Raw genomic sequence first — 23,639 nt, 5'->3', positions numbered from 1 at the left:
CGAGCCCCGCATTCGCATGCAACCTGTTGATACGGCCTCGCGTCTGCTCGACGCGGGAGCCCCGGAAATCATTGCCTGTACTGTCTGCGACGCGCTGCACGAGGTGAAGGAGATTCCCGAGGGCGGGCGCCTGCGCTGCACCCGCTGCGGCGCAACCCTGCTGCGCTCGCCGGGCAAGGCCCTCGACCGCATCCTCGCGAGCTCCTTCGCCATGGTGATCCTGGTACTCTCGGCGCTCTTCTTCCCGTTCCTCCAGATCTCCGCCTCCGGGCTCAGCAGCGCGACGACGCTTCTTCAGACCGCCTTTGCCTTTGACAGCGGCTTCACAGCGCCGCTCGCCTTCGTTCTTATCCTGCTCATCATCGTGCTGCCGGTCACGCGGGCGGTGGCTCTGGCCTACGCGCTGCTGCCGCTGCGGCTCGGGCTGCGGCTGCTGCCCGGCACGAAGGCCGCCTTCCGACTCGCGGGGCATCTCCGTCCCTGGTCGATGGCCGAGGTCTTCATGGTCGGCTGCGTGGTTGCGCTGGTGAAGATCGGCGGGCTCGCCCGTGTCGGGCTCGGCCCGGCGTTCTGGGAGCTTGCCCTGATCGTGATGATCGTGGCACTCGAGGCTTCGACCTTTTGTGAAAAGACCATATGGCGCATGATCGATCAGAAGAGCCGGTCCTGACCGCCCGCGCAGCCGGTCTCGCCGGATGCGGGGCCTGCGGCGCGGTGAGCACGCCGGGCGTCGAGACGTGCCCGCGCTGTGGCAACGCGCTGCACGGACGGCGGCCCGGCAGTCTCGAGCGCGTCTGGGCCTGGTGGTTTGCCGGTCTCATCGCCTATATCCCGGCGAATCTCTACCCCATGCTCCGCACCCAGTTCCTCGGGCGGGCAACCGACTCGACGATTGTCGGCGGGGTCATCGATCTGGTGCATCACGGCGCCTATCTTGTCGGCGGCATCGTCTTTCTCGCCTCGGTGATGATCCCGGTGGGCAAGTTTCTGGCGGTCGCCTATCTCGCGATCTCGATCGGCCGGCACAGCCATCTCTCGTTTCACCAGCGCACCGTGCTCTATGAAGTCGTAGAGTTCATCGGCCGCTGGTCGATGGTGGACGTCTTCGTGGTCGCGATCCTCACGGCGCTTGTCAATCTCGGCTTCGTCATGGCCTTCAAGCCGGGCACGGCCGCAGTGTTCTTCGCCCTTTCTGTTGCCTTCACAATGATATCCGCGCTATCGCTCGATCCTAGGTTGATTTGGGACGATGCCGAACCTGACGGGGCACCACATGACTGAGCCAACTCCTTCCCAGCCGAAGGTCGAGGCCGGCCGGCGGCGGATGCCCCGGTTCTCCGCGACCTGGCTGGTGCCGCTTCTGGCCCTCGTGATTTCGCTCAGCGTCGCCTGGCGCTCCTACAGCTCGCGCGGGCCGCTCATCGAGATCCTGTTCGATTCCGCCAGTGGCATGGTCGCCGGCGAGACGAAGCTCCGCTTCAAGGATTACGACGTGGGCACGGTCGAGACGGTGAATTTCACCGACGATCTGAGCAAGGTCGTGGCCATTGTACGCCTCGACAAGGACATCGCCGAATATGTCGGCGATGATGCAAAATTCTGGCTGGTGAAGGCCCAGGTCGGGCCGCAGGGCATCTCGGGCCTCAGTACTGTGCTTTCCGGGGTCTATATCGAGGGTTCGTGGAACGCCGAGAAGGGCGAGCGCAAGACCAAGTTCACCGCGCTCAAGAGCCCGCCGCAGACGCCGCTCGACGCCCCCGGCCTGCATATCAAGCTGCGCGCGCCCAACGGCGGATCGCTCTCGGTCGGCGCACCGATCCTCTTCAAGCAGATCCCGGTCGGCACCATCGAGGCGGTGGAGCTGACCCAGGCGGGCGACGTGATGGTCTCGGCCTTCATCCGTGCGCCCAACGACAAGCGCCTGACGAATCTGACCCGGTTCTGGAACGCCTCCGGCTTCTCGATCGATCTCAGCACTGCGGGCGCTTCGCTGCGTGTCGACAGCCTCGCCTCGCTCATCCAGGGTGGCGTCTCGTTCGACACAGTGAATTCCGGCGGCACGCCGGTGGAGCAGGAGCACGTCTACCAGCTCTACGCATCCGAAAGCGCGGCACGCTCGTCGGTCGTCACCCAGGACGAGGGCGCGGCGCCACCTGTGGAGTTCGTCGCGATCTTCGACGGCTCGGTGAGCGGGCTCGAGGCCGGCGCCGATGTGAGGTACCGCGGGATCCCCGTGGGCAAGGTGATCGGGCTCACCGCCAGGACCGTCGAGCGGCCTGATGGCGGCCCGGGCGTCGACCTGCTGACGAGTTTCGAGGTCATGCCGAACCGGATCGGCATCAATGCGACCGATGCCGCCGCCGAGAAGGAACTGCTCGACATGGTCGCCGCGGGCGTGAAGCGCGGGCTGCGCGCAAAGCTCGCGCGCGCAGGTCTCATCAGCCCCTCGCTCTACGTCGACCTCATCGATGCACCCGACGCGCCGCCGGCCGAATTCGGCGAGAAGATCGATGGCGTTCCGGTCATGCCGACCGTCCACACCGATGAAGCCGATCTGCTCACCTCTGCCCAGGACGTGATGGAAAAGGTCGCCTCGCTGCCAATCGACGACGTGATGGAAAGCGTGATGACGCTGATCGGCAATATCAACGCGCTCGTCACCGATCCGGAATTCAAGGCCGCACCGGGCAATATCGGCGGAATGATTGCCGATCTGCGCAACAGCGGCGCCATCGACAACGTCAACGCGGCCCTCGCCTCGCTCCGCAACGTGACCGACCAGATCGCGGCGGCGCAGATCGCCGACAGGCTCGAAACCCTGATGCAGGAGGCCGATCTGGCGATGAGCAATGTCAACACCGCGAGCGAAGGCCTGCCGGCGCTCATCACATCGGTGCGCACGCTCACGGACAAGGCCAACAGCCTCCCCCTCGACGAGCTGGTGAGCTCGGCCGACGGCCTCGTGAACACCGCCAACGGGCTTCTGGGCAGCAGCGGCATGGCGGATCTGCCGCCGCGGCTTGCCGATGCGCTGCGCGAGCTCGAGCTCACGCTTGCCGAGCTGCGCGAGGGCGGCACGGTGAAGAATGTGAACGCAACGCTGGCCTCGGCGAGCGATGCGGCGAATGCGATCGCGGCGGCGGCGGCCGAGCTCCCCGCGCTGGTCGATCGGCTCAATCAGGTGGCGCTCCGGGCGGATCAGACGCTTGCCACCGTCGGACCGAATTCCTCGCTCAATCGCGATACGCTGGCGCTTCTGAACGAGGTACGCGCGGCGGCACGTTCGGTTCAGTCGCTCGCGACCGCGCTGGAGCGCCAGCCCAATTCACTGCTTTTCGGGAGGTGACCGGATGGGTCTCATGAGGCTCGGCTCAGCCATGACCGCGCTCGCGCTGCTTCTGTCAGCCTGCGGCTCCGGTCCGGATTATTACATGCTGCCCGCCCAAGCGCGGCCCCCGGTACAGTATCCCGCGCCCGTCTCGGGCATCGTGGTGACGGAAATCAGCCTGCCGAGCTATGCCGATGCGCTGGAGATCGCGGCGCTGCAGGAAAACGGCGCGCTCAAGCTGGAGCGTGGCGTAAGCTGGGCGGACGAACCGCGCCGGGCCCTCACCCGGCATCTCGCCGCAGCGCTTGCCGCGCGGCTTGGCACCCAGGTGACGCCCGATCCCTGGCCCGGTTTCAGCACGGATCCGGACCTGCGGGTGGATGTCGCCGCCGATCGCCTCATCGGTTCCGAAGGCGGCGGGGTCGATTTCGAGGGGCAGTATTTCATCGTGCGTTCGAGCACGGGGAGCATCTTCGCCTCGGAGCGCTTTCGGATCAACGTGCCGCCGCAGGGCGCGGGCTATGGCGGGCTTGCCGCCGCCCATGCCCGCGCGATCGAGACACTCGCCGATCAGATTGCCGCACGCATCGCCGGGCGGAGCGCACCCGCTTCCTGAGCAGGCGGGCTCAGAGCGTCTTGCGGGCGAGAAGGGCTGCGCCAATCGTGCCGTCGTCGAGATAGTCGAGTTCGCCGCCGACCGGCACCCCCTGCGCCAGAGAGGTCAGGCGGATGCCAAGCGGTTCCAGCTGGTCGGCAATGTAATGGGCGGTGGTCTGGCCATCGACGGTGGCATTGAGCGCGAGGATCACCTCGCGCGTGCCCTCCTCGCCCGCCCGCCGGACCAGATCGGGAATGCGCAGCGCCTCGGGTCCCGTGCCGTCGAGAGCTGAAAGCACCCCGCCCAGCACATGATAGCGGCCGCGGAAGAGCCCGCCACGTTCCATCGCCCAGAGGTCGGCGACGTTCTCGACGACGCAGATCTCGCCGGTGGCGCGGGCCGGATTGCGGCAGATCGCGCAGGTCTCGGCTGTCGAGATATTACCGCAGGTCGCACATTCACGCACCGTGGCGGCGACCTCGGCGAGCGCCTCCGACAGGGGATCGAGCAGCACGGCGCGGCGGCGGACCATCGCGAGCACGGCCCGGCGCGCCGAGCGCGGCCCAAGGCCGGGCAGACGCGCCATCAGCCCGATCAGCCGCTCGATCGCGGCGCCATCCGCCTCGCCCGTCATCGCCTGTCGCGCCTTCGGATCAGAACGGGAGCTTCATTCCCGCAGGCAGGTTCATCCCCTCGGTGACCTTGCCCATTTCTTCCTGTGCCGCGGTCTGGGCATGGAGCTGCGCGTCCTGGATCGCGGCAACGATCAGATCCTCGACGACTTCCTTGTCCTCGGCGCTGAAGAGCGAGGGATCGATATCGATACCCATGATCGCGCCCTTGGCGTTGGCGGTGACCTTCACGAGACCGGCGCCGGCTTCGCCCACCACCTTGATCTCGTCGAGGCGGTTCTGCGCCTCGGCCATCTTCGACTGCATTTCCTGCGCCTGCTTCATCAGCTTGGCCATGTCGCCCAGCTGTCCCAGCCCCTTGAGCATGGTTCACTCCTCTTCTGCAAAGGGATCGAAGGGATCCCAATCGTCTTCCTCTTCGAGCTCCGCATCGAGCGCGGCGCGTTCAGCTTCCTGCTGCCCGCCGGTTTCGAGCGCATCGGCCGGACGGACATCCTTGATCTTCGCGCCCGGAAAGGCCGCGAGTGCCGCCAGCACCAGCGGATGCTCGCCGGCCTTCGCAAAGAGATCCTCGCGATGGGCCGCGCGCGTCTCGGCTATGGTGGGCGCCCCGCCGGAGCTCACGACCGAGAGCCCCCAGCGCACCCCGGTCCAGAGCCGCAGCTTCTGGCCGATATGGGAGGCAAGCTCGGGTTCGGCAACGTCAGAGGGCTCGAATTCAATGCGGCCGGGCGTGTAGGAGACGAGCCGCACGCCCGTTTCGACCTCCATGAGCAGGCTCATGTCGCGCCGGGCGCGGATAAGTGCCACGACATCGTCGAAGGTGGCGTAGCGGGCAAGCGCCGTGATCTCCTGTGAGGGAACGGGCCGCGCCTCCCCCCGCGGCTGCGCGGCCTGGGCGGAAACGGCCCCGGCGCGGACCGCCATCTGGGTCCCGCGGCCACCGCCGCCGGCCGGCCCGGGCTGTGCCCCGTCGCCCTGCCCCGCCTCGCCAGAGGTCAGCCGGCGCACGAGATCCTCGGGACTCGGCAGATCCGCGACATGGGTGAGGCGGATGATCGCCATCTCGGCCGCCATCATTGCATTCGGAGCGGTCGCGACCTCGTCGAGCGCCTTGAGCAGCATCTGCCACATCCGGGTGAGCGCGCGCATGCCGAGCTTGCCCGCGAACTCGATGCCACGGGCGCGCTCGTCCGGGCCGATGGTGGGATCGTCCGCCGCCTCGGGCGTGATCCGCACCATGGAGACCCAGTGCGTCACTTCGGCCAGATCGCGCAGGATGGCGAGCGGATCGGCCCCCGCAGCATATTGCGCCGAAAGCTCGGCGAGCGCGGCGCGAGCATCGCCCGTCATCACGCTCTCGAAGAGGTCGAGCACCCGGCCACGGTCGGCAAGGCCCAGCATGGCGCGCACCTGATCGGCAGTCGTCTCCCCCGCGCCGTGGGCGATCGCCTGATCGAGGAGCGAGAGCGCATCGCGCACCGAGCCGTCGGCCGCACGGGTCACGAGAGCCAGCGCGTCCCCGGCAACATCGGCGCCTTCCCTGGCCGCGATGCCGGAGAGATGCGTCATCATCACCTCGGGCTCGATCCGGCGCAGGTCGAAACGCTGGCAGCGGGAGAGCACCGTAACGGGAACCTTGCGGATCTCGGTGGTGGCGAAGATGAACTTCACATGCTCGGGCGGCTCCTCCAGCGTCTTCAGGAGCGCGTTGAAGGCCGAGGTGCTGAGCATGTGCACTTCGTCGATGATGTAGACCTTGTAGAGCGCCGAGGCCGCGCGGAAGGCGACCGAGTCGATGATCTCGCGGATGTCGCCCACGCCGGTGCGGGAGGCCGCGTCCATCTCGAGCACATCGACATGTCGGCCCGCGGAGATCGCCCGGCAGTTCTCGCAGACACCGCAAGGCTCGATGGTCGGCCCGCCGGTGCCATCCGGTCCGGTGCAGTTGAGGCCCTTGGCGAGGATGCGGGCCGTGGTGGTCTTGCCCACCCCGCGCACGCCGGTCAGCACGAAGGCATGCGCAATGCGGCCCGCCTCGAAGGCATTGCGGAGGGTGCGTACCATCGCCTCCTGGCCGATCAGGTCGGCGAAGGTCTCGGGGCGATATTTGCGTGCGAGGACGCGATACGGTGCGGGCTCGGATTGCTCGCTCAAGGGGGATCCGGGAGTTGCTCGTTTGCCGCACCCTAGGCGGGCGCGAAGACCGGAGCAAGGGCAGACCCGCAACCCGGGCCGGAAGACGGCAGCTTCAATGCCGGAAGGGCCTCAAACGCAAACGCCCGCCTCCGGGAGGCGGGCGTTGCTCCTCGCGCGGCGCGCGGGGGGTATTCAGGCGCTCTGCCTCATGCCTTGGCGGCTGGCAGAGGGCGCCGGAGCAGCTCTCAGCCGACCAGCTCGAGGCCGGAGAAGAAATAGGCGATCTCGGTCGCGGCCGTGTCCGGGCCGTCGGAGCCGTGGATCGAGTTCTCGCCGATCGAAAGCGCGAATTCCTTGCGGATGGTGCCGTCCGCGGCATCAGCCGGGTTGGTCGCGCCCATGACTTCGCGGTTCTTCGCGATGGCGTCTTCGCCCTCGAGAACCTGCGCCACGATCGGCTCGGAGCTCATGAACTTGGTCAGTTCGGCGAAGAAGGGGCGTTCCTTGTGGACCGCGTAGAAGGCTTCGGCCTGAGCCAGCGAAAGATGGATGCGCTTCTGGGCGATGATGCGCAGGCCGGCAGCCTCGAGCTTCGCGTTGATCGCACCGGTCAGGTTCCGCCGGGTCGCGTCCGGCTTGATGATCGAAAAGGTTTTCTGAATCGCCATGAGATGTAGCGTCCCTTGTTGTTCGGGCGGGCAGGTAGCACGCGGGCGAAGGCCGGGGAAGGGAGAATCTGCTGCAGCGCGGCGCGCCACAGGCGGGCTGTTGTTGACAAGCCTCATGGCGCAAGCCAAATCGGCTTCATGCTGGCATTCAGGAATATCGGATTCACACTGGAAGGCAAGCGTCTCTTCGAGGACGCCTCGGCCATGATCCCTTCCGGGCACAAGGTTGGCTTCGTCGGGCGCAACGGCACCGGCAAGACGACCCTTTTTCGGCTGATTCGCGGTGAGCTTGCGCTCGACGCCGGAGAGATCGAGGTCGCGTCCCGCGCCCGGATCGGCGGCGTGGCGCAGGAAGCGCCCGCGACGAACGAGAGCCTGCTCGACACGGTACTGGCCGCCGACACCGAGCGCGCCAGCCTGATGGCGCGTGCCGAGGTGACGCGCGATGCCACCGAGATCGCAGAGATCCAGATGCGGCTTGCCGATATCGAGGCGCACTCGGCGGAGGCGCGCGCGGCCGCAATCCTGAACGGGCTCGGCTTCGACAGCGCCGCGCAGGCCCGCGCCTGCTCCGAGTTCTCGGGGGGCTGGCGGATGCGGGTGGCGCTCGCGGGCGTGCTCTTTTCCCGGCCCGATATCCTGCTGCTCGACGAGCCGACCAACTATCTCGATCTCGAGGGCACGATCTGGCTCGAGACCTTCCTTGCGCGCTATCCGCATACCGTGCTCGTCATCAGCCACGACCGTGACCTGCTCAACCGCTCGGTCGGTGCGATCCTCCATCTCTCCGATCGCAAGCTCACGCTCTACCAGGGCAATTACGACACGTTCGACGACACGCGGCGCGCACGCCTCGAGCAGCAGATGGCGGCAAAGAAGAAACAGGACGCCGCGCGGGAGCACATGCAGTCCTTCGTCGACCGGTTCCGCGCCAAGGCGTCGAAGGCCCGTCAGGCCCAGAGCCGCATCAAGGCGCTCGAGCGGATGAAACCGATCGCGGGCGTGGTCGAGACCGAGGTGGCGGCCTTCAACTTCCCCACGCCCGAGGAGCTCTCGCCGCCGATCATCCGGCTGGAGGACGTCTCGATCGGCTACGACGGACGCCCGGTGCTGAAGGGGCTCGACCTCCGCATCGACCAAGACGACCGCATTGCGCTTCTCGGTGCGAACGGCCAGGGCAAGTCCACGCTCTCGAAGCTGCTCGCGGACCGGCTTCCGGCAATGAAGGGGCGCAAGATCGCCTCCTCGAAGCTGCGTGTCGGCTATTTCGCCCAGCATCAGGTCGACGAGCTGCATCTCGACGAGACACCGCTCCAGCACCTCCAGCGGCTGCGCCCTGACGAAGCCCCGGCCAAGCTGCGCGGCCGGCTCGCGGCGGGCGGTCTCGGAGCGGATGTGGCGGTGACCGAGGTCGGACGGCTCTCGGGCGGGCAGAAGGCGCGCCTCTCGCTTCTGCTCGCGACGCTCGATGCGCCGCACATGATCATCCTCGACGAGCCGACGAACCATCTCGATATCGAGAGCCGCGAGGCGCTGGTGCAGGCGCTGACGGAATATGGCGGCGCTGTCATCCTCGTCAGCCACGATCCGCATCTCGTCGAGCTGGTCGCCGAACGGCTCTGGCTGGTGAAGGACGGCGCGGTGAGGAGCTTCGACGACGACATGGAGGCGTACCGGCGGCTCCTGCTCGGTGAGCGCAGCGGCAACGGCGGCGCGCGAAACGAGACGAAGCCGAAGGCCCGGCCGCGCGCCGCGCGCTCGGAACTGCAACCGCTCCGGGCGGAGGTCGCGAAATGCGAGGCGCGTGTCGCCAAGCTCGAGGAGATGCGCGAGACGATCGACGCGCGGCTCGCCAACCCGATGACCTATGATCGCGGCGACACCGAGAAGATCGCGCAGCTCCAGAAGAAGCGCGCGGAGGTGATCGACGGGCTCTCTCGCGCGGAAGAGCTCTGGATGGCGGCCCTCGAACGCCTGGAAGCCGCGGGGAGCGAGGCATGATCTCGACCGATCTGCTCTTCACGACCTTCGTCACGCTCTTCGTCGTGATGGATCCGATCGGCTCGACCCCCATCTTCGTGACCCTCACGAGCGGCATGAGCAAGGCCGAGCGCCGGAAGATCGCCATCCGCGCAATCGTGATTGCCGGATGCCTGCTGACGCTCTTCGGGCTCGGAGGCGACTCCGTGCTCGGCGTCATCGGCATCGGGATGCCGGCATTCCGGATTTCGGGCGGGCTGCTGCTCTTCCTCATCGCGGTCGAAATGCTCTTCGAGCGGCGAAGCGAGCGGCGCGAAAAGCAGTCGAACGAGGCGCCGCCCGATCCTTCGGTGTTTCCTCTGGCAATGCCGCTGCTTGCGGGGCCCGCCTCGCTTGCGACCATGGTGCTGCTCACCAGCCAGGTACAGGGCGATTATGCCGCGATTGCGGCGATCCATGGCGTGCTGTTCTTCGTTCTTGCGGTGGTCTTCGTGCTCTTCAGCCTCGGTGGGGTCATCGAGCGCGTCCTCGGTCATACCGGTATCGTGGTCGTCACCCGGCTTCTCGGCATCCTGCTCGCCGCGCTTTCCGTCCAGTTCGTCCTGAACGGGCTCGGGGATCTCGGCCTGCTTCCGGGCTGAGCCGCGCGTGGCCGTGCTGGACGATCCCGACACGATCGCCCGCCTCGCCTATCTCTCGCTCCTGCTCGTCTTCGTGGCCGGATATTTCTTCACCGCGCGCCGTTCGCTTGGGCGCACGTTGCGTGACGTGCTGGTCTGGGTGCTGATCTTCGCGATGGCGGTGATCGCCTACGGTTTCCGCGACGTGATCTGGCGAGAGCTGATGCCGCGAACGGCGATGCAGGTGAGCGGGGACACCGTCGAACTCCGCCGCGATACCGACGGCCATTTCCGAGCGACCCTCGCGCTCGATGGCGTGCCCGTCACCCTCGTCGTGGATACCGGCGCGAGCCAGATCGTGCTCAGCCGTGCCGATGCGGCCCGGATCGGGATCGGCGCCGAGGCGCTCGACTATAGCGGCCGGGCGCGCACGGCGAACGGGCCGGTTGCGATTGCGCCCGTGGTGCTCCGCACTGTCTCGCTCGGCCCCTTCACCGAGCGCAACGTGCGGGCGTCAGTCAGCGGCGGGGATCTGCATTCCTCGCTGCTCGGGATGAGCTATCTGCGCCACTTCGCCCGGATCGAGATCTCGGGCGATACGATGCGGCTCGTGCGCTGAGGCGCTTCAGTCGGGGACGAGCTGGAAGCCGCGCCCCCAGACTGCGACGAGCCTTCGGGCCTCGTCACCAAGCTTGCGGCGCAGGCGCCAGACCAGCACATCGGCGATCTTCGGAGTCGCGACCTTGTCGAGCCCCGAATAGAGTGCGCCCATCACCATCGCGCTCGTCACCACCGCACCATCGGCTTCGGCGAAGACCTGCAGCACACGCCATTCCGACGGCGAGAGTGGCAGGACCGTGCCATCGATATGGACCGTCCCGGCATCGAGATCGATCTCGACGGCACCGAATGTCCGGATGCCGGAGGTGACCGTCTGCGGCCGCCGGCGCCAGACCACCGGCGGCCGGCCACCCGTCGCGCTCGCACTGCGCCACTCGGCCAGCTCATCCGTGGAAAGACCATAGCGGCGGCAGGCCTCGTCCGCCGCGATCTGCCCGCGTTCGATGCCCTGGATCACCGCGTGCTTGCGCTGGCGGGTCCAGCGCACCCCCGGTTCGGGCAATGGCTCGGGTGCAGGATGTCTGGCCTCGTTCCGGCGCATCTCGCCCCTGCACGCGGCCATGTCATCCTGCGCCTTGAGCTTGCGGACGATCATCGGGCGGCGCGGACCGGTATCTCCCGGCGCTGGCACCCGATCTGGCTGCGCTCCGCCTCTGCGGAACCGGTAGTCGAAAGTCATGCCTCATGTCCCTGACAGATTGCGCCGGTTTTCATCTTCCAGCGCGCGATCGCGCCTCTCATATCCTTCCCGGAGGCCGCTGACAGGCGGATTGAGAAACGCAAGCCATAATCCGCCTGTTTCGCCGCGGCCATGTCACGCGCCGGATTCCAGCTCGAGCAGCTGAATCGTGCCGCGGTTCGACATCTCGAGAATGATCTTGGTGAGCTCGATCTGGGCGGCCTCGCCCTCCTTGGCGGGCACCGGCGGCATGGCGGCAAGATCCTCGGTGTAGCGCTCCGCGAGACGGCGTGCGAGATTCGAGATGATGAAATCTACGGTCGCGCTTTGCTGCTGCTGGCCGCGCTTGAGCGCCTTGAGCACCTCTTCCTCGTCCATTTCGCGCAGCACGCTCGAAACATCGCGAGAGTTGAGCCGCGTGGCGATGTCGTCGAAGGTGAACATGGTCCGCTGGACCTCGAGCGCGAGCTGTTCGTTCTTGCTTTCGAGGAAGCCGAGGAAGCCCTCGCGCACATCGCTCGAGATGTTGTTCATCAGGGCCGCGATCAGTTCGGCCGGGCGGCGCTTGCTGAGCGTGCTCTGCAGCACCGAGAGGAAATCCCGGTCGATGGCCGTCTTCATGGCATTGGCAACCGCCTTGTCCATCGAGGGGATGCGTGCAAGCCGCAGCACGACAGACTGGGCGAAATTGCGGTCGAGTTCGCCGAGCACGCTCGCAGCGACCTCCGGCCGCAGCTCGGTGACGATGACCGCAACGGTCTGCGGATGCTCTACCCCGAGGAAGGCCGCGAGCGCCTTGATCGGGGCTGCGTTCAGTCGCTCCCACACGCCACGCCCCTTCGCCGCCGGAATCGAGCCGAGGATGCGGTCGATCTCGTCGTCGGGAATGAGGCCGGCGAGCAGCTCTCGGGTGACGCGCTCACCCCCGCTCAGCTCAAGCCCGGTGGTCAGCGCTTCAAGAAACTCGATGATCACTGCGTCGAGCAGGTCCTGGCTGACCTTGCCGAGCGCCCCGAGGGTGCGGGCGATCCGCTCCATGTCCTCTTCGGCAAGCTCGCGAAGGCAGCCGGAGGCGAGCTCCGGACCGATGGCCGCAAGCACGACCGCGGCCTTCTGGATCTGCGAGAGGCTCTCGGTGCTGACGGGCCGCTTGGGCTCGATCGTGGCCGGCAACCGGTTGCGCTCCTCGCCGCGCGGGGCAAGCGCCAGCTCTCCCCGCGACAGCACGGTGGCAAGGGCGTTTTCCGAAACGGTGGCGGCGTCGCTCATTGGGTGTAACTCCTGACAAGGGCGCCCGCGAGCAGGCTCCAGCCATCCGCGACGACGAAGAAGGCGAGCTTGAAGGGCAGCGAGACGATGGCGGGCGGCACCATCATCATCCCCATCGACATGAGAATGGCGGCGATCACGAGGTCGATCACCAGGAAGGGCAGGAAGAGAAGGAAGCCGATCTCGAAGCCGCGCTTGATCTCGCTCAGCAGAAAGGCCGGCACGAGGGTTGCAAGCGGCACCGAGCCGTCGGCCGTCTCCTGGCGGCGCGGCGCGGCTTCGGTGAGGATCTCGAGGGTGCGGGGCTCGACGCGGCCCTCCATGAAGGCGCGAAAAGGTGCCATAGTCGGCGCGAACGCCTGCTCCGGCGTGATCTCCCCGGCGACCATCGGCGCGATCCCCGCGGTCCAGGCCTCATCGAAGACCGGCTCCATCACGAAGTAGCTCAGAAACAGCGCCAGGCTGATGATCATCATGTTGGGCGGCGCCTGGGTGACGCCGATCGCCTGCCGCAGGATCGAGAGCACCGTCACCATGAAAGGAAAGCAGGTGACCATGATCGCGAGCCCCGGCGCGAGGCTCAGCAGCGTTATCAGGATGATCAGCTGGACCGTGCGCAGGCTGAAGGATTGCCCGTCGCCGAGGTCGATCGAGATCTGCTGCGCAAGCGCCGGCCCGGCCCAGAGCAGGATCGCGGCCGACGCTACGGACGCGCCGAGGAGTGAGATCCGGAAAGGGAGGCTGTCAGACGTCATTCGAGAAGTCGGCCACCTCGGTCAACCGGACCCCGAGCCGGCCGGAGCCGTCCCCGATCTCCTGCAGTTCGCCGCGCGCGATCAGCCGGTCGCCGATATAGAGTTCGACCGGATCGTCGATGGAGGAATCGAGCGACAGGACCGAATCGCGGCGCAGTTCGACAAGCTCACTGACGAGCGGACGCGCCTTGCCGACCGAAATGGTGATCTCGATCGGAACGCCCAGAAAGGCGCCGGAGCGGCCCTTGCCGGGCTTTTCACGCCCCTCGGGCTCGGCCGGCGCCTGGGCGGCCGCCGGGCCGGTGCCCGCTGCGCGCGCCTCGATCTCGTCTCCGGGGGCCGCCGCGTCCGGCCCCTCCGGCTCATGCGTATCCGCGTCGCTCATGCTGCTCGCTCCCGTTGTCCTGACTAAAATGGGCAGACAGCACCTCCCGGATGCGGGCGATGCAGGCGTCGAGATCGATCTGGTCGTAGCCCTGATCCCAGAAGATCTGCGCCTCGCGCGGCAGCAGCTCCGGGGCCTCCTCGATTTCGGCGGAGATCTCGCGTTCCTCGACCAGACGCTGCAACGGCACGGCGAGCTCATGGGCGCAGCGGATGCGCGGGCGGGCCTTCGGCGCGCTCTCGATCGCATCACTGACGATCCGGCTGACCTCGCCGAGCATGCCTGCATCCGCAAGGCTCGGCGCGATGGCAAGGGCGATCGCCTCGATCAGCGGCGCGATGCTGGCAGCCACGTGCATGCGGGCCGCCTCGTTGGTCATCCCCGCGTCGCAGAGCGCCTCGACGAGTTCGCTGGTGAGCCGGCTCTGATCGGCGAGATGGGAGTCGGTCGCCTCGGCCTGGCCGTCGATGAAACCGGCTTGGTAGGCTTCCTCACGGGCCGCCTGAAGCTGCTTCTCCAGTTCTTCGGCCGTGTTGTCTTCCACGACAGCGGGCTTCGGCTCGGGATCGGGGGAAAATGTCGGGAAGCGGAAATTACTCATGACCCTGCTGGCTCCTTCTGACCTTCTGGGGCTTCGATCCAACTCCGCAGGACACGCGCGGAATCGTCGCTCCGGCTCGAGATCACGTCGCGAAGCCGGTCAATCTTGCTGAGGCTGTTGGCGGGCAGCTCGTCGAGGATGTCGTCGGCTGCCTCGTCGGTCATCTCGGCGGTGATCCGCGCGGGCTCGGCCTGTCCTTCCGGACGCCCGAGCAGGTCGGGATCGACGCCGGAAAGCTCGGCCATCACCGGAGCGGGTTGCCGGCTCATCATCGGCCGCAGCACGAAGAAGATGAGCGCGATGATGATTCCGGCGAGCACGCCGACCTGGATCAGCCGTGCGCCATAGGCCCTGAGGAAACCCTCCTGCCCCGATTCCACCAGCGTGCCCTGATCCGGTGGCGCGGTGAACTGAAGCGACTCGATCGTCACGGTATCACCGCGCTCGGCATCGAAACCGGCGGCGGTCTGCACCAGCTGGCGCAGCGTCTCCATCTCGTCGGCCGGGCGCGGCTGCCATTGCTGCGTGCCGTCCGCGGCGGTGTTGATGATGCCGTCGACCATGACGGCCACATTGATGCGCCGGACCTGGCCCGGCAGGATCACCCGCTCGCTGCGGGTCTCGGAGACATCGAAATTCTGCCGTTCGCGCTGCTGGTTCGAGGACCGGTTGTTCTCGCCGCCCCCACCCTGCACATCCCCGTCAGGCAGATTGCTCGCGACCGTGACGCCGGGGCTGGTGCCGGTGGAATTCTCCGAGCTCTGTTCGGTCTCGGAGCTGATCGCGACGCGGCTGTCGGGGTCGACGCGGCGTTCGGTGATGGTCTGGCTGTCCATGTTGGCATCGACATTCACCTCGACGATCGCCTTGCCGCGGCCGACGCGCGCCTCAAGCAGGCGCTCGATGTTCTTGCGCAGCTTTTCCGCGCGCTCGTCCGGCTTGGTGACACCGGCGCGGGCAAGCTCATCCTCGTCGCCGGTGAGCACGACGCCGCGCGCCGAGTCGATCACCGCAACCTCCTCGGGCGTCAGCCCGGCCACGGCGGAAGAGACAAGATAGCGGATCGCCTCGGCCTGCTTCTGGTCAAGCGCCCCGTTCGTCATCGTCACGGTGACGGCCGCGGAGGCGGTCTGGGCGCGCGAGAAGGGCTGCGATATCGGATTTGCGATATGGACGCGCGCCGCACGCACATTCGGCGAGGCGACGATGGTGCGGGCAAGTTCGCCCTCCTTCGCCCGCCAGTAGGCCGCGTCGAACATCTGGCTCGTGGTACCGAACCCGGTCAGCCCGTCGAGGATCTCGTAGCCCGCGGGCCCGCCCGACGGCAGACCGTCCGCGGCCAGATCCATGCGCAGGCGGTCACGCTCGGCCCGGTCGACATAGATCGAGCTGTCGCGCACGTCGAACTTGACCCCGTCGGCCTCAAGCGCCGCAACGACCTCACCGGCCGCGGAATCGTCCAGTCCGGAATAGAGCAGAGCCATGTCGGGCGCGGTTGCGACGCGGCTGATCCCGAACATGGTGGCAAAGATGGCCAGAACCGCCAGGATCGCGACGATGCGCTGGCGCGGCTCGAGGCCTTCCCACAGAGTCTGGAACTTAGTCGGCACGGCGGATCAACATTCCTCTGGATGGCCCATGGATGGCGCAAGGGTAAGGCGCTCATTTCCAGGGCCGATATTCGGAGGAACAGGCTTAACATTTGGTTAGTGATGAGCCGGTTAGATTGCTGGACACACAGCCAATTCTTTCGCCGGAACCCGCATGACCGATGCAGCCTTGGAATCCGGGGAGACTGCCCCCCCCGTCAAGAAACCCTCTGGAAAGAAGCCGCTGATCTTCGGCATTCTTGGCGCCTTGATCCTCGGCGGTGGCGGATTTTTCGCGGTCTACTCCGGCCTGCTCGATTCGAAGGGTGGCGGGGAGGAAGCGGCGCATGACCCGCACGCGGCGGTGGAAGCCGTGCTCCAGCAGGTGAGTTTCGTGCCGATTGAACAAATAGTGATCTCGCTCCCGCGCGAAGCTTCGGCACGGAACCTGCGTTTCACCGGCGAGCTCGAGGTCGCCCCCGGACAGGCCGAGGCGGTCGCCGCCTTGATGCCGCGCATCCTCGATGTGCTCAACACCTACCTCCGCGCCGTGGACGTGAAGGACCTCGAGAGCCCTTCCTCGGCCGCGCGCCTCCGCGCCCAGATGCTGCGGCGCATCCAGGTCGTCGCGGGCGATGGCATGGTGCGGGATCTGCTCATCACCGAATTCGTTCTCAACTGAGGAGGCAGCGCAATGGAATTGCTGATGAACGGCCTCCTGATGGCGGCGACGCTCTTTGCCGGCGGGTACTGCTGGGTGCTGTCGCGCCGCGTCAAGGATCTCAAATCGCTAGACAAGGGGCTCGGGGCCGCGATCGTGACACTGACGCGCCAGATCGAGCTCGCCCGCACGACGCTCGAGGAGTCGCGCAACAAGGAAAAAACCGGCCGCAAGGAGCTCCAAAGCCTGATCACCAAGGCCCAGGACAGTGCCGATGCCCTGGTGCGTGTGACCCATTCGGCGCGGGACGCAGAGCGCAATCTCCGCTTCCAGATCGCGCAGGCCGGAGAACGGATGCGCCACTCTGCCACGCCGGAACCGGAGGCTCCCGCCACCGCACCCGCCGCTGCACGCCCCGCCGTGCAGCCGGCCGCGCCCGAGGCTCCGGCGCCCGCCGCGGAGCCCAGATCAGCGCAGGCAATGGCGCCGCAACCGGCCGATGACACAGCGGACACTCCTGCCGCCGCTCCGGAGCCCGAGGCACCGCAGCCCCAGGAAACCGTTGCCGCCGTCGAGGAGGCCCCCGCAGCGCCGGCGAAGCCGCGCAGGGGGGCAGCCCTGTTGCGGCTCCGGCCCCAGAAGCCGCGCGAGACCACGGAGGTGGACCTTCCGAAACCCCGGCCCCTTCCCCCGCTCGGCAACCCGCTCCGCAACCGCGCGGCACTGCAGCCCGTCAACAGCGAGGAAGACCTGCTGGAAGCCCTGAGCTCCCTAGCCGCTGGAGGAGGAAACCGCTAAGCGATGGCAGCCCGGACCTCCGCCCCCGCGATCGGGGGCCTCAGCCTCATTGTCGCCTGCTTCGTCGGCTCCGCCGTCATCCGGCTTGCGGAGAGCGCACCCGCCTTCGCCGAAGGTCTCGGCACGATGGCGGGCAATTCCGGGATCGCGCAAAATCCTTCGGGCAGCCCGCTCGGAACGGCGGAGGCCGATGCGCTGCTGCTCGCCATCCGCGATCGCGAGACCCAGCTCGATGACAAGGCCGCCCAGCTCGCCGACCGGGCCCAGGCGCTGAGCGTCGCCGAGCAGAAACTCAAGGAGCAGCTCGCCGCCTTCGAGACCGCCCAGCGCAACCTCGAAGGCACGCTGGCCCAGGCCGACAAGGCCGCCGAGCGCGACATCGATCGGATGACGACGGTCTACGAGAACATGAAACCCGGCGACGCCGCCCGCATCTTCGAGCGCATGGACGTAAGCTTCGCCGCAGGGCTCCTCGCCCGCATGCGCCCCGAGATCACCGCGAGTGTGCTTGCCGGCATGGAGCCCGATGCCGCCTATGCCGTGACACTCGTGATCGCGAGCCGCAACTCGGCCGTGCCGACCCAGTAGACCAGGACCATTCCGGACCAGATCGCGGCCGGCAAGAGGATACGGCTCCCTGCAACGCATCGGAGCGAGATCCCGGCTTCGGGCCGCTTCAATCCGAACCGTCTGCGCTCTAACCCCCGGCGCTTGAAGGTTTCTTAAAGGATGATCGGCTAGAAGCCGCCCAAGGAAGAGTTCGCGCATAACGCGCTTTATCAGTCGAGTAGTGTCATGATCGGATTGGTCGGTATCGCCATCGTTTTCGCCATGGTTTTTGGCGGTTACATGCTCGCCGGGGGCAAGATCGAGATCATCCTGCACGCGGCACCCCACGAAATCATGACCATCGCCGGCGCCGCCCTCGGCGCCTTCATCATTTCCAACGACACGCACGGCATCAAGCAAACCGCCAAGGACATCAGCAAGGTCTTCAAGGGCGCGCACTGGAAGACCAAGGATTATCAGGACCTGCTCTGCCTGATGTTCCAGCTCATCCATATTGCCCGCACGAACCCCGTCCTGCTCGACAATCACATCGAGGACCCGGCGGCCTCGCCGATCTTCGGCGCCTACCCCAAGATCCTCAAGGACAAGGAGGGGGTGGCGCTCATCTGCGACACGCTGCGTTCGGCCTCGATGAACTACGACGATCCGCATCAGGTCGAGGAGGTGCTCTCCAAGCGCATCGAGGCGAGCTACCAGAGCGCGCTGCACTCGGCCCACACGCTCCAGTCGACCGCCGACGGCCTGCCCGCGCTCGGGATCGTCGCCGCCGTTCTCGGCGTCATCAAGACGATGGCTTCGATCGACCAGCCGCCCGCGATCCTCGGCGGCATGATCGGCGGCGCCCTCGTCGGCACCTTTCTCGGCGTGTTCCTGGCCTATGGCTTCGTCGGTCCGTTCGCGGCCCGCGTGAAGGCGGTGATCGACGAGGACCAGCATTTCTACAACCTGATCCGCGAGGTGATGGTCGCCTATCTGCACCAGCATGCGCCCAACATCTGCGTCGAGGTGGGCCGCCAGAATACGCCCGCGGGCCTGCGCCCCTCCTACGACGAGCTCGAAGGCGCGCTGAAGGACTCCAAGCACAGCATGGCCGCCTGATGCGACACGCGCTTCCCCTCGGCCTTGCGCTGATGATCGGCGCCGCCCCGGCGTTCGGCGCCGAGGGCGGCGCGATCCGCAGCGGCGAGCATGACGGTTTCTCACGGCTGGTGATGCAGGTCGAGCCGCAGACCGAATGGTCTCTCGAAACCGGCCCCGGGCGTGCGGTCGTGACCTTTCCCGGCAAGCCGCTCACCTTCACCACCGCCGGCGTCTTCGACAAGATTCCGCGCACCCGCATCACCAGCGTAAGGAGTGAAATCACCCCGGCGGGCACGCGCATCACCGTCGAGCTCGACTGCGAATGCCGGGTGAGCACGTCCTTCGTCGGCGCGCAGTATCTCGCGCTCGATATCGCCGACCGCGATGCCGCGCCCGCCGAGGTCACCCCGACCCAGGCCGAGGCCGAAGATCCGGCCGCCCGCGAGGCCCGGGAGTCGGCCCTCGTCTACAACGCCGAGGAAAACCTCCTGCGCCAGATCGAACGTGCCGCCGAACAGGGCCTCGTCACGCTGCCGCCCGCCAAGGACTCCCCGGCGGAAACCGCCGAAGGCCCCCCGCCGACAAGCCTCTCCGAAGCCTATCCCGAGTTTGCGGAAACCACGCCTCCCGCGCTCCCGAACGCCCCGGAAGAAAGCGAACCGCCTGCACTTCCGCTCGCCATGCCGCCCCAGCCGCGCTCCGGCGATGGCCTCGAGGGCCTGTTCGCGTCCGACCAGATCCAGGCGACGACGGTCTTCGACCGCTACAGCGCGCGTGCGACGGACCGCCTGACACAACCCGTCCTGCCGCCTGATTGCGTGCCGGACTATCGCCTCGACATCGGCTACTGGAGCACCACGAAGCCGCTCTTCGACCAGGTGCCCGAACTGCGCCAGCGGCTCTACGGCGAATTCGACCAGGTCAATCCGGTCGCGGTCGTCGAGCTTGCCAAGCTCTACATTCGCTACGGCTTCGGGGCCGAGGCCGAAACCCTGCTCACGGATTTCGACGTCGAGACCCCGGACAAGCGGCTGCTGATCGATCTTGCCCGCGTCGTGGACGGCCGTGCGGTCACGCCGTTCGGGCCCCTCTCGCGCGACACCATCTGCCCCGGGCGCCACGGCATGTGGCTCGCGGTCGCAGGCACCACACCCGCCTTCCGCGACGCCGATCACTTTGCAACGGTTCAGGAGGCGTTTGCCGACCTGCCGCCGGATCTGCGCATGCTGATCGGGCCGCACCTCATCGGCAACCTCCTTGATGCCGGCCGGCCGCACGAGGCGCAGCTCATCTTCGACACGCTGTCGCGCGTGGGCGATCCGCCATCGGCCGAACTCGTTCTCGTCACCGCGCGTCTCAAGGCCGCCGAAGGCGAACCTGTCCCCGCGATCCGGATCATGTCCGGCCTCGTCGAGCACAGCGCACCCAACGCAATCGAGGCGCTCGAGCGGATGGTCGAGATCGCACTCGTGGAGAACTTCGCCATTCCCGACCGCACCGTGACCGACCTGCGCAGCGCGGCGCTCGAGAACCGCCGGACGCCCGATGAGGCACCGCTCCGCGCCCTGCTGGCCCGCGCGCTGGCCGCACGCGGCAATCTCGGTGAGGCCGTGGAGGAAATTCGCGATGCCAAGGCCGATACCGCCGCCGACGCCTTTCTCGACAGCGTCGCGGTGCATGTCCTCGCGAGCGCCGACCCCCAGCGTGTCGGCCCCGCAACCTATGCCCGGATCATTCTCGCTTCAGGCGATCTCATCTCCGAGATGCCCGAGAACGACGCCGCCCGCGAGGAGATCGCATCCAGGCTGCTCGAACTCGGCCTCGCCAAGGCCGCCCAGAGCATCGTCATTCCCGCCGCCGGGCGCGACGCCGCCGGGCGGCTGCTGCTGGCGCGGGCCTATCTGACCCAAGGCGATGCGCCGATGGTGCGGCGGGTGCTCAAGGACATGGACGGCGCCGAAGCCGCCGACCTGCGCGCGCGATCGTTCTTCATCGAGGGTGATTTCACCGCGGCGCAGGCGGAGCTCGACGCCGCGGGGCTCGATGCCGAGGCGGCCTCCCTGGCTTGGCCCTCGGGCGACTGGCCGCGGGCCGGCGAAGCCGTCACCGACCCCGAGCGCGCCTCCATGGCCCGCTACATGGCGACACGCACGGGCGAAACAGCCGCGCCCCCGCCCTCGGAGGATCCTTCGGCCCTCGCTCCGGATCAGGCCTTTGTGGAACCCCTTCCCCAGCTCGAGGATCCGAGCCTCGATGCCGCGCGCCGCCTGCTCGCGACCGGGGGCAAGCTCGAAGACTTCATCCAGTCCCTGCTCGCCAAGGACTGATCCGCCGCCGGCCGCCCGCGCGGCACTAGCCGCCGAGCCGCGCAATCTGCTTTCCGATCAGATCGAGCACGCGGGCGACCGGCGGCGGCGGCCGCTCCCCGTGCCGCTGGATGAGCGAATAGGTCGAGACCGCGAGATCGGGCGTGACGTCCAGCAGCCGGATATTGCCCCCGAGCCCGCTCCGGGCGGTGTAGAACTCGCCGACCGATCGCGCCACCGGAGCAATCGCGTTGGTCTCGCTGATGATCGCGAGCGTCAGCAGCAGCGAGGACGTGCCCAACACCCGCTGCGGCAGGCGGTAGCCGGTCTCGAGCAGGTATGTCTCGACCGCCCGACGCTGCAGCCCCCCCGGCGGCTGCATCACCCAGTCATAAACGAGACAATCCTCGAGCCTGACCCCCTCCTTCCGCGTCAGCGGATGCTCGAGACGGACGATGAGCCCGACCGGCTCCGGCCCGATCGGGCGCATCTCGACGGCGCGGGCATCGGTATCGGCGAGCAGCCGTCCGATATAGAAATCCAGTTCGTGCGAGAGCAGGGCCTCGGAGAGCTTGTCACTGGTATCCACGATCACCGCGACCTCGATCTCCGGATAGGTCACGCGCAGCTCGCGAATGACCGGCAGGACGATCTCGAGCGCGGGCCCCGTCACCGCGCCGATGCGCACGAGGCCGCGCAGCCCCTGGCTCAGTTCGGCAATCTGGTCGCGGGCATCGTCAAGCTGGCGCAGGATCGCGCGCGCGGAGGCCGCGAAGCGCCGCCCTGCCTCGGTCAGGATGATGCCGCGCGCATGGCGCTCGTAGAGCTCGGTGCCGGTCGTCCGGTTGAGCTCGGCCAGAAGCCGCGAGGCCGCCGGCTGCGTGATCGCCATCTGGGCCGCCGCCGCCGAGATCTGGCCGGTTTCCTCCAGCGCCGCCATCAGGCGGATCTGCGAGAAGCGCAATCCCTTGCGGACGAGTTCGTCGCGCCGCTTGTAGTCGTCTTGCGACATGGAACGCCAACATGCTTTAAATGATATATCTTACATCCATATGCTGATTTGATTGCAATGTCTAACCTTGTCACGCTCGCAGCCGCAGGGGTCAGCCTCACGAAGACGTGCGCGCGCGCCCCGCCAAGAGTGATCGCCCGGCATCCCGCGCATCCCATGCGCAGCCGGGCGGCGGGCCAAAGGGAGGACTTCATGAAACTCATCTCGCGCGTACTCGCGACGACCATACTCGTGGCGCTGGCGGCGCCCTCCGTGATGGCGGAAGACAAGGGTTATGTCGGGATCGCCATGCCGACGAAATCGTCCGCGCGGTGGATCTCCGACGGCGACAACATGGTGAAGCAGTTCGAGGAGGCCGGCTACACCACCGACCTGCAATACGCCGAGGATGACATCCCGAACCAGCTCGCCCAGATCGAGAACATGATCACCAAGGGCGTCAACGTGCTCGTTATCGCGGCCATCGACGGCACCACGCTCTCGAACGCGCTCGAGAATGCGCATGCCGCCGATATCAGCGTCGTGGCCTACGACCGCCTGATCCGCGACAGCGCCAACGTCGACTATTACGCTACCTTCGACAACTTCAAGGTGGGCGTGCAGCAGGCCACCACGCTGGTCGACGGCCTGAAGGAACGCTTCCCCGATGCGAAGCCGTGGACCATCGAGCTCTTCGGCGGCAGCCCGGACGACAACAACGCCTACTTCTTCTACAATGGCGCGATGAGCGTGCTCCAGCCGATGATCGACTCGGGCGATATCATCATTCCCTCCGGCCAGATGGGCATGGACACGGTCGGCACCCTGCGCTGGGACGGCTCCGTCGCCCAGGCCCGCATGGACAACCTGCTTTCGGCCAACTACACCGACCAGCAGCTGAATGGCGTGCTCTCGCCCTATGACGGGCTTTCCATCGGCATCATCTCCTCGCTCAAGGGCGTCGGCTACGGCTCGGGCGACATGCCGATGCCGATCGTCACCGGCCAGGATGCGGAGATCCCCTCGGTCAAGGCGATCCTGCGCGGCGACCAGTATTCCACCATCTTCAAGGATACCCGCGAGCTTGCCCGCGTGACCGTCGGCATGGTCGATGCGCTGCTTCAGGGCGGCGAGCCTGAAATCAACGACACCACGACCTACGACAACGGCGTGAAGGTCGTGCCCTCCTATCTGCTGGAGCCGGTTCCGGTGACGGCGGCCAACTGGGAAGAGGTCCTGGTGGGAAGCGGCTACTACGCCGCCGACCAGATCCAGTAACCTCCGGCGCGGAGGTCGGGCTCCCCCCTGTCTCCCCCTTCGCGCCTTCCCGCCCCTTTCTGCGAGGGGCGACCGCTTCCAGAATGAAGGG

24 protein-coding genes are annotated in these 23,639 nt (G+C 67.1%); 13 read left to right on the top strand and 11 right to left on the bottom strand.

Features of this window, described 5'->3' with window-relative positions:
- The first annotated feature begins 16 nt into the window (after positions 1–16).
- The 4 genes from ACF66B_RS15860 to ACF66B_RS15845 are packed head-to-tail and all read left to right on the top strand — an operon-like array spanning position 17 to position 3,944.
- On the top strand, positions 17–670 hold the full coding sequence (locus ACF66B_RS15860; RefSeq protein WP_111430227.1) for a paraquat-inducible protein A: 654 nt from the start codon (positions 17–19) through the stop codon (positions 668–670).
- Positions 637–1,281: a paraquat-inducible protein A gene (locus ACF66B_RS15855; protein WP_111430226.1), complete on the top strand. Its 645-nt coding sequence runs from the start codon at positions 637–639 to the stop codon at positions 1,279–1,281. Before ACF66B_RS15860 ends, ACF66B_RS15855 begins: the two co-directional genes overlap by 34 nt.
- A complete protein-coding gene (locus tag ACF66B_RS15850) occupies positions 1,274–3,346 on the top strand; it encodes an MlaD family protein (protein ID WP_162683294.1) in 2,073 nt (690 codons plus the stop codon). The genes ACF66B_RS15855 and ACF66B_RS15850 overlap by 8 nt, the downstream gene beginning before the upstream one ends.
- A 4-nt stretch (positions 3,347–3,350) precedes the next feature.
- Positions 3,351–3,944: an ABC-type transport auxiliary lipoprotein family protein gene (locus ACF66B_RS15845; RefSeq protein ID WP_111430224.1), complete on the top strand. Its 594-nt coding sequence runs from the start codon at positions 3,351–3,353 to the stop codon at positions 3,942–3,944.
- Between the two features lie 10 nt (positions 3,945–3,954).
- Here ACF66B_RS15845 and recR read toward each other — a convergent pair whose 3' ends face one another.
- The 4 genes from recR to ndk form a co-directional block, all read right to left on the bottom strand.
- Positions 3,955–4,560 carry a recombination mediator RecR gene (recR, locus tag ACF66B_RS15840; protein ID WP_111430223.1) on the bottom strand — a complete coding sequence of 202 codons (606 nt, stop codon included), beginning with the start codon at positions 4,558–4,560 and terminating at the stop codon, positions 3,955–3,957.
- Positions 4,561–4,579: 19 nt separating this feature from the next.
- Entirely contained in the window at positions 4,580–4,924 is a 345-nt protein-coding gene (locus ACF66B_RS15835) for a YbaB/EbfC family nucleoid-associated protein (protein ID WP_111430222.1), read from the bottom strand.
- Positions 4,925–4,927: 3 nt separating this feature from the next.
- The gene (locus tag ACF66B_RS15830) at positions 4,928–6,715 is read right to left on the bottom strand and encodes a DNA polymerase III subunit gamma/tau (protein ID WP_111430221.1); all 1,788 of its coding nucleotides are present in this window, start codon (positions 6,713–6,715) and stop codon (positions 4,928–4,930) included.
- Between the two features lie 227 nt (positions 6,716–6,942).
- Positions 6,943–7,365: a nucleoside-diphosphate kinase gene (gene ndk, locus ACF66B_RS15825; RefSeq protein WP_111430220.1), complete on the bottom strand. Its 423-nt coding sequence runs from the start codon at positions 7,363–7,365 to the stop codon at positions 6,943–6,945.
- 138 nt (positions 7,366–7,503) lie between these two features.
- Between ndk and ACF66B_RS15820 the strand changes: the two genes are divergently transcribed.
- The 3 genes from ACF66B_RS15820 to ACF66B_RS15810 are packed head-to-tail and all read left to right on the top strand — an operon-like array spanning position 7,504 to position 10,584.
- Positions 7,504–9,366, top strand: a complete 1,863-nt coding sequence (locus tag ACF66B_RS15820) for an ABC-F family ATP-binding cassette domain-containing protein (RefSeq protein WP_111430219.1) — start codon at positions 7,504–7,506, stop codon at positions 9,364–9,366.
- Positions 9,363–9,986, top strand: a complete 624-nt coding sequence (locus ACF66B_RS15815; protein WP_111430218.1) for a MarC family protein — start codon at positions 9,363–9,365, stop codon at positions 9,984–9,986. Before ACF66B_RS15820 ends, ACF66B_RS15815 begins: the two co-directional genes overlap by 4 nt.
- 7 nt (positions 9,987–9,993) lie before the next feature.
- Entirely contained in the window at positions 9,994–10,584 is a 591-nt protein-coding gene (locus tag ACF66B_RS15810; RefSeq protein ID WP_392663228.1) for a TIGR02281 family clan AA aspartic protease, read from the top strand.
- A 6-nt stretch (positions 10,585–10,590) separates the two neighbouring features.
- On the opposite strand, the gene ACF66B_RS15805 is transcribed toward ACF66B_RS15810, so the two are convergent.
- From ACF66B_RS15805 to fliF, 6 genes are all read right to left on the bottom strand, one after another.
- Positions 10,591–11,265, bottom strand: coding sequence for a DUF1153 domain-containing protein (locus ACF66B_RS15805; RefSeq protein WP_111430217.1), 675 nt, complete (start codon positions 11,263–11,265; stop codon positions 10,591–10,593).
- Between the two features lie 135 nt (positions 11,266–11,400).
- Positions 11,401–12,534, bottom strand: coding sequence for a FliG C-terminal domain-containing protein (locus tag ACF66B_RS15800; protein WP_111430216.1), 1,134 nt, complete (start codon positions 12,532–12,534; stop codon positions 11,401–11,403).
- A complete protein-coding gene (fliP, locus tag ACF66B_RS15795; protein WP_111430215.1) occupies positions 12,531–13,289 on the bottom strand; it encodes a flagellar type III secretion system pore protein FliP in 759 nt (252 codons plus the stop codon). Before fliP ends, ACF66B_RS15800 begins: the two co-directional genes overlap by 4 nt.
- Positions 13,279–13,515, bottom strand: coding sequence for a FliM/FliN family flagellar motor switch protein (locus ACF66B_RS15790; protein WP_392664883.1), 237 nt, complete (start codon positions 13,513–13,515; stop codon positions 13,279–13,281). Before ACF66B_RS15790 ends, fliP begins: the two co-directional genes overlap by 11 nt.
- Positions 13,516–13,651: 136 nt before the next feature.
- Positions 13,652–14,275, bottom strand: coding sequence for a hypothetical protein (locus tag ACF66B_RS15785; protein ID WP_111430213.1), 624 nt, complete (start codon positions 14,273–14,275; stop codon positions 13,652–13,654).
- On the bottom strand, positions 14,272–15,885 hold the full coding sequence (fliF, locus tag ACF66B_RS15780; protein WP_111430212.1) for a flagellar basal-body MS-ring/collar protein FliF: 1,614 nt from the start codon (positions 15,883–15,885) through the stop codon (positions 14,272–14,274). Before fliF ends, ACF66B_RS15785 begins: the two co-directional genes overlap by 4 nt.
- Positions 15,886–16,039: 154 nt before the next feature.
- Here fliF and fliL point away from each other — a divergent pair, with 154 nt between their 5' ends.
- From fliL to ACF66B_RS15755, 5 genes are all read left to right on the top strand, one after another.
- Entirely contained in the window at positions 16,040–16,546 is a 507-nt protein-coding gene (gene fliL, locus ACF66B_RS15775) for a flagellar basal body-associated FliL family protein (RefSeq protein WP_111430211.1), read from the top strand.
- 12 nt (positions 16,547–16,558) lie between these two features.
- Positions 16,559–17,323 (top strand): hypothetical protein, encoded by a 765-nt coding sequence (locus ACF66B_RS15770; RefSeq protein ID WP_111430210.1) that lies wholly within the window; start codon positions 16,559–16,561, stop codon positions 17,321–17,323.
- A gap of 3 nt (positions 17,324–17,326) precedes the next feature.
- Entirely contained in the window at positions 17,327–17,911 is a 585-nt protein-coding gene (locus tag ACF66B_RS15765) for a magnesium transporter MgtE N-terminal domain-containing protein (protein ID WP_111430209.1), read from the top strand.
- 207 nt (positions 17,912–18,118) lie between these two features.
- A complete protein-coding gene (motA, locus tag ACF66B_RS15760) occupies positions 18,119–18,991 on the top strand; it encodes a flagellar motor stator protein MotA (RefSeq protein WP_111430208.1) in 873 nt (290 codons plus the stop codon).
- Positions 18,991–21,300: a hypothetical protein gene (locus tag ACF66B_RS15755; protein ID WP_111430207.1), complete on the top strand. Its 2,310-nt coding sequence runs from the start codon at positions 18,991–18,993 to the stop codon at positions 21,298–21,300. Before motA ends, ACF66B_RS15755 begins: the two co-directional genes overlap by 1 nt.
- A gap of 25 nt (positions 21,301–21,325) precedes the next feature.
- Here the strand turns inward: ACF66B_RS15755 and ACF66B_RS15750 are convergent, their stop codons facing one another.
- Entirely contained in the window at positions 21,326–22,291 is a 966-nt protein-coding gene (locus ACF66B_RS15750; RefSeq protein ID WP_111430206.1) for a LysR family transcriptional regulator, read from the bottom strand.
- Positions 22,292–22,546: 255 nt separating this feature from the next.
- Between ACF66B_RS15750 and chvE the strand changes: the two genes are divergently transcribed.
- The gene (gene chvE, locus ACF66B_RS15745; protein WP_392664881.1) at positions 22,547–23,548 is read left to right on the top strand and encodes a multiple monosaccharide ABC transporter substrate-binding protein; all 1,002 of its coding nucleotides are present in this window, start codon (positions 22,547–22,549) and stop codon (positions 23,546–23,548) included.
- The last annotated feature ends 91 nt before the right edge of the window (positions 23,549–23,639 follow it).

The organism is Amaricoccus sp. B4, from assembly GCF_043226085.1.
In the GTDB taxonomy this organism is placed as follows: Bacteria; Pseudomonadota; Alphaproteobacteria; order Rhodobacterales; family Rhodobacteraceae; genus Amaricoccus.
Note: the sequence above shows the minus strand (reverse complement) of the source record. Positions and strands in the feature narration are given on the sequence as shown.

Excerpts from the sequence above, each read along its gene's own strand:
- ACF66B_RS15785 (WP_111430213.1), bottom strand. The coding sequence starts at position 14,275 with ATGAGTAATTTCCGCTTCCCGACATTTTCCCCCGATCCCGAGCCGAAG.
- ACF66B_RS15855 (WP_111430226.1), top strand. The coding sequence starts at position 637 with ATGGCGCATGATCGATCAGAAGAGCCGGTCCTGACCGCCCGCGCAGCC.
- recR (WP_111430223.1), bottom strand. The coding sequence starts at position 4,560 with ATGACGGGCGAGGCGGATGGCGCCGCGATCGAGCGGCTGATCGGGCTG.
- motA (WP_111430208.1), top strand. The coding sequence starts at position 18,119 with ATGATCGGATTGGTCGGTATCGCCATCGTTTTCGCCATGGTTTTTGGC.
- ACF66B_RS15755 (WP_111430207.1), top strand. The coding sequence starts at position 18,991 with ATGCGACACGCGCTTCCCCTCGGCCTTGCGCTGATGATCGGCGCCGCC.
- ACF66B_RS15800 (WP_111430216.1), bottom strand. The coding sequence starts at position 12,534 with ATGAGCGACGCCGCCACCGTTTCGGAAAACGCCCTTGCCACCGTGCTG.
- chvE (WP_392664881.1), top strand. The coding sequence starts at position 22,547 with ATGGCGGAAGACAAGGGTTATGTCGGGATCGCCATGCCGACGAAATCG.
- fliL (WP_111430211.1), top strand. The coding sequence starts at position 16,040 with ATGACCGATGCAGCCTTGGAATCCGGGGAGACTGCCCCCCCCGTCAAG.
- ACF66B_RS15805 (WP_111430217.1), bottom strand. The coding sequence starts at position 11,265 with ATGACTTTCGACTACCGGTTCCGCAGAGGCGGAGCGCAGCCAGATCGG.
- ACF66B_RS15750 (WP_111430206.1), bottom strand. The coding sequence starts at position 22,291 with ATGTCGCAAGACGACTACAAGCGGCGCGACGAACTCGTCCGCAAGGGA.
- ACF66B_RS15845 (WP_111430224.1), top strand. The coding sequence starts at position 3,351 with ATGGGTCTCATGAGGCTCGGCTCAGCCATGACCGCGCTCGCGCTGCTT.
- ACF66B_RS15835 (WP_111430222.1), bottom strand. The coding sequence starts at position 4,924 with ATGCTCAAGGGGCTGGGACAGCTGGGCGACATGGCCAAGCTGATGAAG.
- ACF66B_RS15815 (WP_111430218.1), top strand. The coding sequence starts at position 9,363 with ATGATCTCGACCGATCTGCTCTTCACGACCTTCGTCACGCTCTTCGTC.
- ACF66B_RS15765 (WP_111430209.1), top strand. The coding sequence starts at position 17,327 with ATGGCAGCCCGGACCTCCGCCCCCGCGATCGGGGGCCTCAGCCTCATT.
- ACF66B_RS15860 (WP_111430227.1), top strand. The coding sequence starts at position 17 with ATGCAACCTGTTGATACGGCCTCGCGTCTGCTCGACGCGGGAGCCCCG.
- ndk (WP_111430220.1), bottom strand. The coding sequence starts at position 7,365 with ATGGCGATTCAGAAAACCTTTTCGATCATCAAGCCGGACGCGACCCGG.
- fliP (WP_111430215.1), bottom strand. The coding sequence starts at position 13,289 with ATGACGTCTGACAGCCTCCCTTTCCGGATCTCACTCCTCGGCGCGTCC.
- ACF66B_RS15820 (WP_111430219.1), top strand. The coding sequence starts at position 7,504 with ATGCTGGCATTCAGGAATATCGGATTCACACTGGAAGGCAAGCGTCTC.
- ACF66B_RS15770 (WP_111430210.1), top strand. The coding sequence starts at position 16,559 with ATGGAATTGCTGATGAACGGCCTCCTGATGGCGGCGACGCTCTTTGCC.
- ACF66B_RS15850 (WP_162683294.1), top strand. The coding sequence starts at position 1,274 with ATGACTGAGCCAACTCCTTCCCAGCCGAAGGTCGAGGCCGGCCGGCGG.